This is a genomic window from Ligilactobacillus pobuzihii E100301 = KCTC 13174 (genome assembly GCF_000349725.1).
Classification (GTDB): domain Bacteria; phylum Bacillota; class Bacilli; order Lactobacillales; family Lactobacillaceae; genus Ligilactobacillus; species Ligilactobacillus pobuzihii.
Genome location: NZ_KB714706.1, coordinates 10,380 through 25,198, shown reverse-complemented (window position 1 = coordinate 25,198; position 14,819 = coordinate 10,380). Strand labels below are relative to the sequence as shown.

Below are 14,819 nucleotides of genomic sequence, written 5' to 3'. Positions count from 1 at the left end.
TGGTAGTGCGTAAAAAAGAAAAATACTAATATTTGTTACCACAAATAGGTAATATCAAGGGTTGCGGTCTGTTTTTGTGCTTTCAACCTTTAGGTCTTTAATAAAAATTATAAATACATCGAAAAAGAATCGCAATAAAAGGCGATTTGTGAATGGGGAACACAAGGGTGAGGAACATTTTCTTACTATTAATGTGACGCTTTCTTAGAAAAACTGTAACTTTTGACAAAAAGTCTTAGCTCGTATTTGTGGCATTTGTTTTAATGTATACGTTATAATTGATTTGTGATATAAAACACTTTCTTTCGTGTAGAACGGTGAGTGTTTTTAACTAAATCTAAAAAGCATGCTATTTTTAGCCTGAAATAAAAGTTGCGTTGTGGAAGGAGTGTCTTTTATGCCAGCAGAAATAGAGAAAAAAATTTATCAATGGAATTTGGAATATACCGAAGGAAAACTGAGCTTAACTGAGTTTTTAAGTAAAGTACCGCAGCAGCTTCAACGTTTTTTTATGTTTGGTATTCCAACTTATAATAATTTGGGCGATCAAATGATCGGGTTTGCGCAGAGACTATTTTTTCGGCGTAATTTTCCACAGTTACTCTACGTCGAAATTACTGAACCACAAACCGACGCAGCAATCGCGGAATTGAAGCAACAATTGCGTGCCAGTGATATGTTTGGCTTTATTGGTGGCGGCAATATTGGCAGCTTTTACTTAAATCATGAACGTGCTCGTCGAAAAGTATTTGCAACTTTTGTGGATAATTTGACGATCTCATTCCCACAATCCGTTAACTTTGATGAAACTACGCGTCAAGGACAAAAAGAGCTGGGGCTTAGTCAGGATGCTTATGGCAAAAACCCTAATTTGACTTTGTGTGCCCGAGAAACCCAAACTTTCCGGCGTTTTCAGAAATATTTTGATAATGATGTTTTGTTCACTGGCGATATGGTTTTGTCCTTAGATCCTTTACCGGGACAAGGCGACCGTGAAGGAGTTTTAATGATCATGCGACATGATGATGAAAAAGTGACGGGTGATGATTTATTGGCTCAACTAACGAAAGAACTGGCAGATTCCGGTTATACTGTTCATCAAACGGATACCGTCGTACCGTTCAAGGCTGAGGATGGACAAGAAGAAAATTCTGCCAAAGAGCCCTTAAGATTAAACGAACGGTGGCAACTTTTTTCGCACAAATTAGATGAGATCAGAGCTTCCAAAGTTGTCATTACTGACCGTTTGCATGGAATGATTTTTTCAGTCATCACTCAAACACCAGTCTTGGTGTTCGATAATTCATATGGTAAGGCAAGTACGTCTTATGATAACTGGTTTGCTGACTTAAATTACGTCAAACAAACCGATGATACTAGTCCAGAAAACGTGCTTCAAAGCGTGAAAGAATTGGAAAGTATCAAGCGAGTTGACCCGTTAGCTTTTGACCACAGCTATGATGCATTGAAGAACTTGATCAACAGTCATTTAGTTTAAATAGCGCACGCACGTTTTGTTGGGTGAATTATTTGCTTAAAAAACTGAAGTATATTATTCTACTTTTAGATAGTTGTCAGCGTAAAAAGAGTTTAAAACACGAGCTCATTCAAAGCGGCTGAGGTTAGGAAAACAATTCCTCAACCTCAGCCGTTGTTTTATATATTGTTTTGAATACGTTTTCTAGGATGGAATCATTGTGGATACATCCGTTGACCAGTATCTGCGTTAAAGAAGTAAAGATCTTTGGGTGTAACTTCCATGGTGACTTGTCTATTGTGAGGGCTTCCCTCGATCTTACGGTAAATTTGGGCAACAATACTTCGTTCATGTGCTTCTAGATACAACAAAGTGTAGGCGCCCATGTATTCAGCATAATTTAGCTGAGCCTTGAAAGTAAACTTATCTTTATCGTTTTCTTTTCCTTCTTCAGACGGTAACAGCGGTCTGGTTTGTTCTGGGCGAAAGCCGATAAAGATTTCCTGTTCATCGACTGGAAGCAGACTTTTGGGAACGATATTTTTTAAGTTGTAGGTGGTTTTACCTACCTTGAACTGAGCTTTTGAATCAAGAAACCCGCGGAAAATGTTCATACTGGGTGAGCCGATGAAACGTGCTACAAAAATATTGTGTGGGTCATCATAAAGCTCAGCTGGCGTACCTGTTTGCATCAAGATCCCATCGCGCATCACGACTATTTGGTCTGCTAGGGCCATTGCTTCGGCTTGATCATGAGTCACATACATGGTGATGGTGCCTAATTGCCGGTGTAGGTCAATGATATCCTGCCTGGTTTTAACACGCAATTTAGCATCTAGGTTGGAGAGTGGTTCGTCCATTAGAAAAATTTCTGGATCACGGACCATTGCCCGCCCTAAAGCGACCCGCTGACGTTGCCCACCAGATAGCTGTGCAGGCTTTTGTTGCAAGTAATCAGTCAGTTTTAATTTTTCTGCCGCTTCAGTAACTTTTTGTTCGATAGTTTCTTTATCCTTTTTGGCGATCTTCAAATTATAGGCCATGTTTTTAAAAACTGTCATGTGCGGGTATAAGGCATAGTCTTGAAAGACCATGGCGACATTGCGGTTTCGCGGGTCAATTTTATCAAAGTTTTTGCCGTTGACTAAGACTTCCCCCTTGTTAATTTCTTCCAAGCCTGCAAAACAACGCAGTAAAGTTGACTTACCACAACCGGAAGGCCCTACGATCGCCACAAATTGTTTATCTTTAATGCTCAAGTTGATATCTTTTAGTGTATAGTTTGATCGTCCAGGATACTTTTTGTATAAGTGCTTGATCTCAATTTTGTCCATAAAATAACTTCCACCTTTCAATATCTATCATAAAAAATGAGTTAAACAACAAGAAATAACTAAAATTATTTTTCGTTAAAACAATGAACCCTTGCTAAAAAACTTACATAGTTGAACATAGACTGGGTTGCTTAGCAAGTGAGGAGGAAAATATATGCAAAAATTAAAACGCTTACTTGTGTTGTTATTAGTTATTGTAACACCATTTTTGTTAGTTGCCTGTAAATCTGCAAAATCTCCTAGTTCACAAACAGATAAAAAAGTAACCATCAACTTTTTTAATCAAAAGCCTGAGATCACCTCACAATATCAAAAGTTGATCAAAATATATCAAAAAAAGCATCCCAATGTTTCGATCCAGTTGACAACTTCAGGCCAGGGTGGTGGTGCGGCAGCCTTACAGTCTAAGTTTTCTTCTGGTGAAGCGCCAGATATTATCATGTTAGGCGGCTTGCCTGAGATCGATCGTTATAAAGATCATTTATTGACCTTAAAGAATATGTCAGCTGTAAAAAATACTTTACCCCGTCTGATATCTGGCGGTATGACTGAAAACCACCGCTTGGTCGGTGTGCCCGTCGACTTGGAAGCGTATGGTTGGGTCATTAATAAAGATGTTTTTAGAAAAGCAGGCGTCGATCCCGACAGTATTAAAAATTATGCTGAATTTGTTCAGGCTGTTAAAAAAATCGATGCGCAAAAAGATGAACTTGGTTTACAAGGAGTTTTTGGTTTTAATGGAGCTGACACGAATTCGATCACTTCAATGTCAGCACAATTTACTTCTGACTATTATCAAAATGATCAGGTCAAAGCTTTTGATAGTAAGAAATTCCCCTGGGAAAAAGAACAACGGATGAAGCAATATTTACATTTAGTCAAACAATACAGTGTGAAACCGATCTTGTCAGTTAAATACGATGAGTCGATCCAAGATCTTTTTTATAATGGCGAGGTTGCAATGATCCCGCAAGGAAATTGGGTCATCCCGACTTTGGATGGTTTGCAAGATAACTGGACAAAAGACAATATGGGAATGCTGCCATACTTTACCAAAGATGACGGGACAGATGAATTATTGACGGGTTCTTCTTGGTATCTGGGAATTTCAAATGATAATCCAAGTCATCAAAAAATTGCCAAAGATTTTATTAACTGGATGTATTCTTCTAAGGAAGCGCAAGATGTGATCATCAATGAGATGCGCTTTGTTCCAGCGACAAAAAACTTTAATACCGACCGTTTGCCAGATGATGTTTCTAAAGAAATTTATCAAGTAGGAACGTCCAAGAATGCGATAACTCCTGTGCATAAACAATATCCAAATGGTTTTGCCAACGAAGTGATCGGGCCGATGGTGCAACGTTATTTAGTCGGTAAAACTAGTTGGGATAATTTGAAAAAAGTCGTATCTAACCAGTATAAACAGTTAAAAGAAGTGCAAAGTGGACAGTGAGTTGATCAAACAGGCTCAAACAAAAGGAGAATGAGCTTATGTTAAAAAAACACCAGTACTACGGTTTCATACTTCCAGCAGTTGCGTTTATTATTGGGATCATTATCATCCCTTTTATTTCAGGGATCATTGATTCTTTTACGAATTCTAATGGTATCAGTCGGCAATTCATTGGTTTGAAGAATTATCAGTTGTTATTCCAAGATTATAATTTCTTACAAAGTTTTTGGCTCACATTCAAATTTTCCGTAGTGTCAGTGGTCTTGATCAACTTAGTCGGATTGGTCTTTGCCTTGATCGTGACCCATAAGGATAATTGGTTCAACAACACTTTAAAGACTATTTTTTTCATTCCTAATTTGGTGGGTGGTGTCTTGTTGGGGTTTATCTGGCAGTTTATTTTCACCAATGCTTTCAAGGCTTTGTCGGTAAACTTAGGCCAAAATTGGTTGAACGGCTGGCTCAGTGATGAAACGACGGGATTTTGGGGCTTAGTGATCTTATTTACCTGGCAAATGAGTGGCTATATCATGTTAGTTTATATTTCATTTTTAAATGCGATCCCTAAAAATTCGCTGGAAGCCTCGCTGCTCGATGGCGCCAGCGAACTGCAGACATTTTTCAACGTAAAATTGCCACAGTTAGCTCCAGCTTTTACGATCAGTTTGTTTTTAACCTTAGCTAATTCGTTTAAATTGTATGAACAAAATTTGGCATTGACCAATGGTGGTCCGTACCGTTCGACCGAAATGATCTCGATGTATATTTACAACACAGCATTCGTGAACTTTCAACAAGGATATGCACAGGCTACGGGGATTATATTATTCGTTGTAGTTGCGCTAGCATCATTTATCCAGTTGTACTTTAGTCGGAAAGGGGAACGGTCATGAAAAATTTACTAAAAAACCAAAAATGGAATAGTTTGCTCTATGGCGTTTTGGCAGCTTTGGTAGCACTTGTCTGGGTTTATCCATTTGTGATCGTAGTTGTTAATTCGCTGAAAACTAAACGTGGGATCTTCAGTAATCCACTGTGGTTTACCCATGATTTTACTGTGGATAACTTTGTGACGGCTTACCAGGCACTTGACTTTACCCACAGTTTTGTTAACTCACTGTTGATAACCGTGGGTAGTGTAGTGTTGATCACAGCTGTTTCGGCGGCAGCTGCCTATGCATTGACAAGGCATCAAGTTAAAATGAGTTCGTTTGTATATTACTTGTGTGCGGCCACGATGTTAGTTCCGTTTCAGTCGATCATGATCCCTTTAGTTTCGATGTTTGGGTCAATGAATTTTTTAAATCGCACAGCGTTGATCTTGATGAATACTGGTTTGTCAGTTTCGTTGTCGGTCATTTTGTACTATGGAGCGTTTCAAGGAGTGCCTAAATCGATGGATGAAGCGGCAAAACTCGATGGGGCATCGTCTTTTAGAGTATTTGCGGACGTTGTTTTACCCGCCGTTAATCCGATGACGGGGACAGTTATTATTTTAAACGCCATGAAGTTATGGAATGACTACTTGTTGCCATCTTTAGTTGTGAATAAAAACGGAATGTACACTATTCCTTTGAAGATGTATATGTTCTTTGGCGAAACTAATAGTGAGTGGCAGCTGGCCTTGGCCGGATTGGTCTTGTCAATGATCCCGATCATTATTTTGTTCTTGTTATTACAAAAACAAGTTATGAGTTCAGTCACGGAAGGTGCAATTAAGTGAGAAATTTTTTTTAGTGTGGATAATTTGCTACTTCATTTGGCAGAGTTATCCACTTAATAATTGTTCACAGGTGAATTTAAGTTGAGATACGTAGTGAAGCAAGTCAATGTAAGTGTCGGAAGTCGGAATGTAACACTAAGTTTGCCAAAGTAAGTGGTGCAAATGGAGATGTGATGCAAATTTTAGTGAAGTAAGTGTCGGAAGTCGGAATGTAACACTAAGTTTGCCAAAGTAAGTGGTGCAAATGGAGATGTGATGCAAATTTTAGTGAAGTAAGTGTCGGAAGTCGGAATGTAACGCTAAGTTTGTCAAAGTAAGTGGTGCAAATAGAGATGTGATGCAAATTTTAGTGAAGTAAGTGTCAGAAGTCAGAACGTAACACTAAGTTTGTCAAAGTAAGTGGTGCAAATGAAAATGTGACGCAAACTTTAGTGAAGTAGTCGTCGAAAACCGACATGTAACACTGATTCAGTAAAAGTTGATCTTACAAAATAGAAAAAGGTCAATAAAAAAGAGTTACTGCTAAAAGAGTAACTCTTGCTGCTAACTCACAGGTCAAGGATAAACTTGTGTATCGCTTTGCCGACACCGCTGTGGTCATTGTCGTCGGTAATGTAATCAGCTGCTTTTTTTACCGCAGGCACGCCGTTGCCCATTGAAACACTCAGTCCAGCTGCCTGAAACATTGGCAAATCATTGACCTCATCGCCGATCGCCATTGTTTCTTCTTGTTTAAGTTGCAGGTTTTGTGTTAGGTTAGTTAGTGCCCGACCTTTGTTGGCATTTTTATCGAGAATTTCCAGTAAGAAGGGGCGCGAGCGTACGACATAGTATCTCTGACCGAATTTTTCCTGGATCTGAGGTTCGATCTGATCTAGTAATTCCGGTTTCTCAGTGATATCAAATTTGGCAAAAGTTCGTTTTCCAAAATCAGTCACTGATCGAAAGACTTGTAGGGGAGCTTGATATTTAGCTGCTAACTGAACGGTGTAAAAACCGATCCGAGTATCGGTGGTACACATGGTCGATTCGGAATCGATGACATTATAATGCCAGTCATTTTTCTGGCAAAGATCAGCTAGTTGCGTAACGATTTGCATGTCTAGCGTATGGGTCGCCGTCGTTTCTCCCGTAACAGTTTGTGCGAGAGCTCCATTATCGATAATGACATACTGGTCATTTTCTGTGATGCCTGCTTGTTTTAGATAACGCTTGATGCCAGCGAGAGGTCGAGCGGAACATAAAACGATCTTGATCCCCATCTGCACAGCTTGTTGGATAGCTTGGATATTTTCTGGAGTTAATTTGCGTTCTGGTGCCGAGGTCAACAAAGTATTGTCAATATCGATCGCTGCTAATTTGATTGCCATGGTAAAATTTTATCCTTTCGTTTGCTGAATTATTCATTCATATTCTAACATAGGTCAAATTTTACGAAAATAAAAAACAAGATCCTGTGTTTTTTGCGTAACTATTATTGAGTGCGCAAAATGTGGAGTTTGTAACTGAGAAACTAGGTGAATTTCAAATGGCGGAAAACGTTTGGATATCATGTGCCCCCTAATTAGCTGATACAAACTACACAACTCAAAAAACTCACTATTCGAGCAATTAGCTTTGAATAGTGAGTTTTTTTATAATTATTCGTTGAAATTGCCAGTTTCGACATCGTTTAAGAATGTCATCAAGTGATCAAAATAAACCGGGGCATTGTCGACCATGTGATGGTGACCGCCATTTGGTGTAGTTACAAAGCGAGCATGTGGGATAGTTTCAGCCATGCGTTTACCAGTTGCGAGTGGCATTGATTCGTGTTCACCATAAGTGATCAAAGTTGGTAATTGGATGTTGTGGATATCTTGGCTGCGATCCCAGCCAGCAAGTTTACCAGTCACCACAAATTCATTATCACCTTGGAAGTAATTGTAAACTTGTTCGCCCATGGTATCAGTTAAATGGCTGATAGCTGCGGGTTGTTTACGATCGATATAGTCTTTGTTTAATTTCTCGATCAATTCTTCATAGCGTTCATTGAAGTCATTTTTAGCTTCACAGTCTTTTAAGAAAGCTAATTCTTCGGCAGTAAATTCAGATTCACGGATCTTAGTAATATTGTCCATGTATTCGTCGATGTTGTCTGTCATGGAAGAAATGATGATTCCCTTCAAATGATCAGGGTATTTGAGGGCGTATTCTTGGACTAAAGCGCCACCCCATGATTGACCAATCAAGTAAAAGTTGTCCAAACCAAGTTTTTGACGGACCTCTTCGACTTCATCCACAAAATATTCCATGTGCATAAATTTGTCGACGTTTGTTTGGTCAGTGAAGTCAGGTTGGTCAGAGTACCATGATCCTAACTGGTCGTACATTGTCACCTGAACATTTAAGTCTTTGAGTTTTTCGGCAAAATTTTCGTAGTATTCATGATTACCACCCGGGCCACCATGCAAACATAATAATTGGATGTCGCCACCAACGTTATCGGTGCGAGTCCACAAATGATAACCGTTATCTAAAGTAATGATCGTGTTTCCTTCACGCATTGCTTTCACCTAGTTTCTTAAAATTTTATGTAGAAGACTGGGAGTTATCCCAGTTACTGACATAATCCTATAAGAGTATTCTAACATTTAATTATGCTGATTTGTGGTATTCATGGCTTTTTTCTTGTTTTGATAGATTTTAACTAGTGATTATAAGGCTTGTGCCGAGTCATAAAAAACTAAGTTTATGAGAGTTCCGTGACTAAGTGTGCCAAAGTAAGTCTTACATATGAAGATGTGTGACAAAGTTAGCAAAAGTTTGTCTTTCAAGTTGAGTTGTGATACAAACCTGACGAAAGTAAGTGTTACAAAGCCAAATGTAAGACTAAGTTTGTGAGAGTATGTATTACAAATAGAAATGTGAAGCCTAGTCCGTCGAAGTAAGCATCACAAGCCAAAATATCCAACAAAGTCAGTGAAAGTAAGGAGTACAAAGCAAAATACAAAACAAAGTTAGTAAGAGTAAGTCATGTAATGTTCTCTGTAGTAACCAAGGTTTTCTAAACTGAATTTTTTGCTGCACAGAAAAAAATTAATACTTGACAACTAAAATAAATGAGCTTAGACTACACCTTAACTTAAAAAGTGATTAGAAGACAATGAAGAGATGAGTAGACTTTGTGTCATACACAGAGAGTTTGCGGCTGGTGTAAGCAAATGATGGCTAAAGTTGAAGATGGTCTCGGAGTTTGAAGTGTGCGAGCGCTCGTGAGCCACTACTGGTTGACTGCCATTATCTAGTCGTGATCGTGTCTTAATTTTAGATATGGTCAATGAGCCGGCTATAGTCGGAAATTAAGGTGGTACCGCGGATGTTCGCCCTTAGGAAAGAAATTTCTTAAGGACGATTTTTTATTTAGTATTAAAAATTAAATGAGTTGATTCGGAAAGTAGTGTAGCAGACAGTTGACAGAGAAACGACATTTGCTGAAAGTCGTAACCGTTAAAACATGAAAAATGGCCGATGATCAGGTGGCGTGAGCTTGTTTGAGTGAGCGTGGCCCAGCTTGTCACTGTTAACTGACAAACCAGTATGATGATTTTTATGTGCTGGTTATTGAGTTTTGCAGAGTGATCTGCAAATAAATCAGGATGGTAACGCGACTTCTCGCTTCTGTTGGTAATAACAGAAACGGGAAGTTTTTTTATGGGATGAAGATCCGCTAAGCAATTAGTATTAACAAGAAAATTATTTTGATAAAGGGGTAATTGAGAGTGAGTAAAACAGCAATTATTACAGGCGCAGGACAAGGAATTGGAAAAGCAGCAGCTTATCGTTTGGCACAGGATGGTTTTGCCATCGCCGTTGCGGATATCAACGAGCAAACAGCACCCAAGGTAGCACAAAGTTTGCGCAACCAGGGGTATTTAGCTAAGGACTATGTTATTGACGTGGCAGACCGAAACGCAGTGTTTGATTTAGTTGATCAAGCAGTAGCTGATTTAGGGGAGCTCGCCGTTTTCGTGAATAACGCTGGCAAGGCCTTTATTGATCCGCTTGTTGATTCTGATCCGGAGCAGATCTCACGTTTGTTAGACGTTAATTTGAAAGGTACCTTCTGGGGGATCCAAGCTGCAGCTACCCGTTTTAAGCAGCAAGGACACGGTGGACGGATCATCAATGCTGCTTCACTAGCCGGAGTTGAAGCTTCAGCCTTACAAAGTGCATATTCTGCTTCCAAATTTGGGATCAGAGGCTTGACACAATCGGCTGCCAAAGAATTGGCTGCTGATCAAATTACAGTTAATGCCTATAATCCAGGGATCGTGCGCACCCCGTTACGTGACGGGATCGATGAAAAAACATCAAAAATAAAGGGACTAACAGTGAAGCAGCAGCAGGCTAACAGTCTAGAAGAGATCAGTTTAGGACGTGAAGGACAACCAGAAGATGTGGCAGAAGTGATCGCATGGCTTGCTTCCCCGAGTGCAGCTTATATCACAGGACAGTCACTCTTGGTCGATGGTGGGATGAAATTTCACTAATAAACCGTTGCTAGCTGGAATCGTAAAATGAGGAGCGTGACTATATGAGTGAAAAACAAGCAGCGATCGACTTAAAAAATATCACAGTCGCTTTTGACAAAAAAGGTGAAACATTAACAGCCGTCGATGATGTTTCGTTACAAGTTAAGCGTGGCAGTATATATGGTATCGTGGGCTATTCGGGTGCGGGAAAAAGTACCTTAGTTCGTGTTATCAACTTATTACAGCGACCTACTAGCGGAACGGTGACAGTTTCAGAACAAAATTTACAAAAGCTGTCTGACAAAAAACTACGCGAGGTGCGTCAAAAAATCGGAATGATCTTTCAGCAGTTTAACTTGTTGCGGTCACGTACTGTGTTAAATAACGTGGAGTACCCTTTGTTAGGTGAAAAGATATCGCGGGCAAAACGTAAGAAAAAAGCGCAAGAGTTGCTGAAGTTGGTGGGGTTAGCCGATTACGCATCGTCTTATCCAGAAGACCTGTCTGGCGGGCAAAAACAACGAGTTGCGATCGCCCGCGCTTTAGCGAATGATCCTGATATTTTGATCAGTGACGAAGCTACGAGTGCCTTGGATCCGCAAACGACGGATTCGATCTTGCAGTTACTCCAAAAATTGAATCAAAAATTAGGATTAACTGTGTTTTTGATCACCCATGAAATGCAGGTCATTAAGTCCATTTGTCAACAAGTAGCTGTTATGGAAAATGGACGGATCATTGAAAGTGGATCAGTTGGGCAAGTTTTTGCCCGACCGCAACAACCTTTGACCCGAGATTTTATTGAATCGGCGGCCAACGTTACGCAAATGCGTCAACAGATAGTCGATGATCAATTGCGAGAAAACTTGCAGCCGAACGAACGATTATTATATTTGAAGTTTTCCAGTAATGCGACCAGCGAGTCAGTGATCTCTGAACTAACTGCTAAGTATGGCATTAAGGCTAATATTTTATTTGCCAACGTGCAAAAGGTCGCACAACTTTCTTTAGGTTATATGTTAGTGATCTTGTCCGAAAAAAATGGAAAGATTCAAGTAGGTATCGATTACTTGCAGGAATCAGGAGTCACAGTCAACGATTTGACAGAACAGAAAGGAGAAAACGCCAATGCTAGCTGAATGGTTTCCACATGTAGTTGAAATTTGGCCACAGTTTGTGCAGGCAACTTGGGAGACGATCTACATGACTTTTTGGTCGGCTGTTATTGCAGTTGTTTTAGGAATCGGGACGGGCGTTTTTTTAGTAATGACTCAGCCAGATGGGATCGCCGCTGATCCACCATTTTACAGTTTTTTAGATAAAGTGGTGAATTTGTTGCGTTCAGTACCATTTATTATTTTACTAGCGGTCATCGCTCCTTTTACCAAATATGTTGTTGGTACAACGGTTGGGACTGCTGCTGCTTTAGTGCCATTGGTCATTGGAATTTTTCCATTTTATGCGCGACAGATCCAAAATGCTTTGTTAAGTATTGAACCGTCGGTGATCGAAGCGGCTCAGGCCATGGGGTCAAGCCCGTTAGAAATCATTTTTCGGATTTATCTGCGCGAATGTTTACCAGACATTATCCGTGCTTCAGTGGTGACACTGATCAGCTTATTAGGCCTGACCACTATGGCAGGGGCGATCGGTTCTGGTGGTCTCGGTGATATTGCGATCAGTATCGGTTACGCACGCTTTGAAAATGATGTAACCTTTGCGGCTTTGTTGGTGATCTTGATCATGGTTTTCTTAACACAAGTCTTAGGTGACCAATTAGCTAAAAAAGTAGCTCGGATGTAAGCATTAAGGAAGGTGGGTAGCAAGTGAAAATAAAAAACTGGTTGATTTTGTTAACGAGTCTTGTTGCACTGGCATTGATCTCAGTTGGTCTGCATACTTATAATACGCATCAAAAGCAAAACACACCGGATCAGATCACGGTCGGGTCACAAGGCAGCGACTACGAAGTGTGGCAACACATTGCGCAAAGTCCTGAGGCAAAGAAGATGAACTTGAAAATTACGGTTAAACAGATCGCAGATGGCGTACAGCTAAATAACGCCACTGCTGAAAATAACGTTAATGTGAATGCCTTTCAGTCATATTCATATCTGCAGGCGTACAATAAAGAAAACACTAAACATAAATTAGCGGCATTAGGAACGACCTACTTGGAACCGCTGGGTATCTATTCTGATAAGTATGATTCCGTAAAGGATATTCCAGCTGGTGCGACGATCGCGATCGCGAATAATCCGGCGAATACTTCTCGAGGCTTGTTGTTATTGCAAGATGCTGGTTTGATCACGCTCAAAAAAGATTTCGGTTCACTGGGTAATACTAAAGATATCACGGCTAACCCGCGTGGCCTGAAATTTAAAGAGATCGACGATACAACTGGACCGCGAGTGTTAAACAGTGTTGATGCAGCCTTGATTTCCAACACAGTGGCACTCGATGGAAAATTGAATGTCTTGCATGATTCTTTGTATCACGAAAAAATTAACCAAAGTACTAAGCAAAATATTAATATTTTGGCTACTGCAAAAGGTAACCAGCACAAAAAATCCTATCAGAAATTAGTCAAATTGTATCATGAGCCTGCCATACAAAAATATGTTGAAAAGCAGTATCAAGGGACTAAAAAAGAAGTTGAAAAACCACTGTCTTATTTAAAATAGGCTAGTGTTTTACGGAAATATTTTTGATGCAGTCATGCTTGCAAAATAAAGCAAAAAACAAGGCTCGTCCATAACTAGCTGAGCAATTCTAAAAGGGTCGAGAGCGAGATAAAAGTCGTTTTGAAGCCGGTATGTAACGCCATTTACGCCATTGCGCAGGATAGGAATGGCGTAAACGGCATTACATTGAGGATTCAGACTTTTGAAACGAGTTTATGCTGTAAAAATTAGAAGCGATAATTTGATTATTTTTAGCAAAAGAAGAGACTGGGATATTGTTTTGTCCCAGCCTCGGCCCTTAAACGTGTTCCAATAGACTAAAGCCTACTGTAACAACGATTTTTATTCTTGTTTTTTGCTTTACTATGAATTTACAAATTGACCGTGAAGCATCTTTTATTTCACTGTTTTTGTTTAATACTGACTGGTAGTCAGATCCATTTGACAGTTAGCCAAGTCTAAGGAATAATTGATCTCTTCATTAGCTCGTACTGTCATTTCCATGTCAGTAGCATAGATCACTAAGCCTAATTGGTGACCGGCAGGTAAATGATAGAAGGTTGGTTGTAAGTCGAATTCCAAGTCGTAAAATTTCCCAGATTCTAATTCATCGATCTTATAATTAGTTGTACGGTTTTGTAAGTTGATGTGGCCCTTAGAGATCATCTTCCATGGTGTTTTTGCTTGCAGCTGGAATTCATTGAGGTCATCTTCACGCCAGTGGAAACCTTCACTGATAGCTTTACGCTTTAAAATCGTAGGTGAGGTGCCTAAACGTTTGGCAGAACCATAATCGACTAACATGGCCGATAACATGCCGTGATCTTGGTCGCTAGCAACTTTTAATTTCAAATGTGCGACACCACGTAATAATTGGTCTTGCTTGACAGGGGAAGTCTTAAATTGCAAACGGTTGGCTGCCGTGACTTGCGGCTGGTCAGACAAAATATCTGCACGCCAGGCATCAAAGTCTTGTTTATATTTGTTGAATCGTTTTGCAGGTAAATGATCACTAAATGACTGAATCGTCGCCGTGCTGATTTTGTCAGCGGTCAAACTTGCAGGACTAAAGAACAACTTTTTTTGGTCGATTAAAGACAGGTCCCAATCGGTATAGTTGTTCCAAGTTTCTGCTTTGACATTATCTTGGACTAAGACTGCTGGCAAAATTTCATCCGCGTGGTTATCAACATCAAATAACTTGTTAGTTAACCATAAGTTGACCATCTCACTATAGTCCAAAGAACGAAAGGCATTGATATAGATGTGTTGTCCTTGATGCAAGATCAGTTTCTTGTTGATGGGTAAGTCAGCCAAGGCATGGTACAAGTTGTACACATTGCGCGGTTTGACATTCCAGTCGTTGATCCCGTGGACCATCAATACATCGCACTTAACGTTTTTGACGTCTTTCAAATAATTACGCGCATCCCAGAAAGTATTATAATCACCACTGGCTCGGTCTTGACCGGCGTTGATGGCAGCGAGTTGTTGGTCAAAGATGGGCTTAGACTGTAAATAATCTGCCCCGTCTAGTTGGCGACTGAAACATTCTTTTGCTAAAACATCGGCATCTTCGCCTGGAAAACCGCCTGGCGCGACCACAAGCCCGTTATCGCGATAGTAGTCAT

12 protein-coding genes and 1 other annotated feature are annotated in these 14,819 nt (G+C 40.0%); of the genes, 8 read left to right on the top strand and 4 right to left on the bottom strand.

Annotation, left to right across the window (positions count from 1 at the left end; all coding sequences use genetic code 11):
• Nucleotides 1-397: 397 nt before the first annotated feature.
• A complete protein-coding gene (locus LACPOB_RS0111385; RefSeq protein ID WP_017868945.1) occupies nucleotides 398-1,498 on the top strand; it encodes a polysaccharide pyruvyl transferase family protein in 1,101 nt (366 codons plus the stop codon).
• 194 nt (nucleotides 1,499-1,692) lie between these two features.
• Here the strand turns inward: LACPOB_RS0111385 and LACPOB_RS0111380 are convergent, their stop codons facing one another.
• Nucleotides 1,693-2,811: an ABC transporter ATP-binding protein gene (locus tag LACPOB_RS0111380; protein WP_017868944.1), complete on the bottom strand. Its 1,119-nt coding sequence runs from the start codon at nucleotides 2,809-2,811 to the stop codon at nucleotides 1,693-1,695.
• Nucleotides 2,812-2,965: 154 nt separating this feature from the next.
• On the opposite strand from LACPOB_RS0111380, the gene LACPOB_RS0111375 reads away from it, so the two are divergent.
• Genes LACPOB_RS0111375 through LACPOB_RS0111365 form a run of 3 tightly spaced genes read left to right on the top strand, consistent with a single transcriptional unit; the run spans nucleotide 2,966 to nucleotide 5,990 of the window.
• Nucleotides 2,966-4,267: an ABC transporter substrate-binding protein gene (locus LACPOB_RS0111375; RefSeq protein ID WP_017868943.1), complete on the top strand. Its 1,302-nt coding sequence runs from the start codon at nucleotides 2,966-2,968 to the stop codon at nucleotides 4,265-4,267.
• A 38-nt stretch (nucleotides 4,268-4,305) separates the two neighbouring features.
• Nucleotides 4,306-5,160, top strand: coding sequence for a carbohydrate ABC transporter permease (locus LACPOB_RS0111370; protein ID WP_017868942.1), 855 nt, complete (start codon nucleotides 4,306-4,308; stop codon nucleotides 5,158-5,160).
• Nucleotides 5,157-5,990 carry a carbohydrate ABC transporter permease gene (locus LACPOB_RS0111365; protein ID WP_017868941.1) on the top strand — a complete coding sequence of 278 codons (834 nt, stop codon included), beginning with the start codon at nucleotides 5,157-5,159 and terminating at the stop codon, nucleotides 5,988-5,990. The genes LACPOB_RS0111370 and LACPOB_RS0111365 overlap by 4 nt, the downstream gene beginning before the upstream one ends.
• Before the next feature lie 548 nt (nucleotides 5,991-6,538).
• Here the strand turns inward: LACPOB_RS0111365 and LACPOB_RS0111360 are convergent.
• Nucleotides 6,539-7,360: a Cof-type HAD-IIB family hydrolase gene (locus LACPOB_RS0111360; protein ID WP_017868940.1), complete on the bottom strand. Its 822-nt coding sequence runs from the start codon at nucleotides 7,358-7,360 to the stop codon at nucleotides 6,539-6,541.
• A gap of 270 nt (nucleotides 7,361-7,630) precedes the next feature.
• Nucleotides 7,631-8,536, bottom strand: a complete 906-nt coding sequence (locus LACPOB_RS0111355; protein WP_017868939.1) for a proline iminopeptidase-family hydrolase — start codon at nucleotides 8,534-8,536, stop codon at nucleotides 7,631-7,633.
• Nucleotides 8,537-9,126: 590 nt separating this feature from the next.
• Nucleotides 9,127-9,363: a binding site (T-box leader), on the top strand.
• A 388-nt stretch (nucleotides 9,364-9,751) separates the two neighbouring features.
• Between LACPOB_RS0111355 and LACPOB_RS0111350 the strand changes: the two genes are divergently transcribed.
• The 4 genes from LACPOB_RS0111350 (at nucleotide 9,752) to LACPOB_RS0111335 (ending at nucleotide 13,188) form a co-directional block, all read left to right on the top strand.
• A complete protein-coding gene (locus LACPOB_RS0111350; RefSeq protein WP_017868938.1) occupies nucleotides 9,752-10,522 on the top strand; it encodes an acetoin reductase in 771 nt (256 codons plus the stop codon).
• 44 nt (nucleotides 10,523-10,566) lie between these two features.
• Entirely contained in the window at nucleotides 10,567-11,643 is a 1,077-nt protein-coding gene (locus LACPOB_RS0111345; protein WP_017868937.1) for a methionine ABC transporter ATP-binding protein, read from the top strand.
• On the top strand, nucleotides 11,633-12,307 hold the full coding sequence (locus tag LACPOB_RS0111340; protein ID WP_017868936.1) for a methionine ABC transporter permease: 675 nt from the start codon (nucleotides 11,633-11,635) through the stop codon (nucleotides 12,305-12,307). The genes LACPOB_RS0111345 and LACPOB_RS0111340 overlap by 11 nt, the downstream gene beginning before the upstream one ends.
• A gap of 74 nt (nucleotides 12,308-12,381) precedes the next feature.
• On the top strand, nucleotides 12,382-13,188 hold the full coding sequence (locus LACPOB_RS0111335; RefSeq protein WP_371861886.1) for a MetQ/NlpA family ABC transporter substrate-binding protein: 807 nt from the start codon (nucleotides 12,382-12,384) through the stop codon (nucleotides 13,186-13,188).
• 414 nt (nucleotides 13,189-13,602) lie between these two features.
• On the opposite strand, the gene LACPOB_RS12240 is transcribed toward LACPOB_RS0111335, so the two are convergent.
• Nucleotides 13,603-14,819 (bottom strand): CocE/NonD family hydrolase C-terminal non-catalytic domain-containing protein (locus tag LACPOB_RS12240; protein ID WP_040533266.1); only part of this gene is annotated, 1,217 nt, incomplete at its 5' end.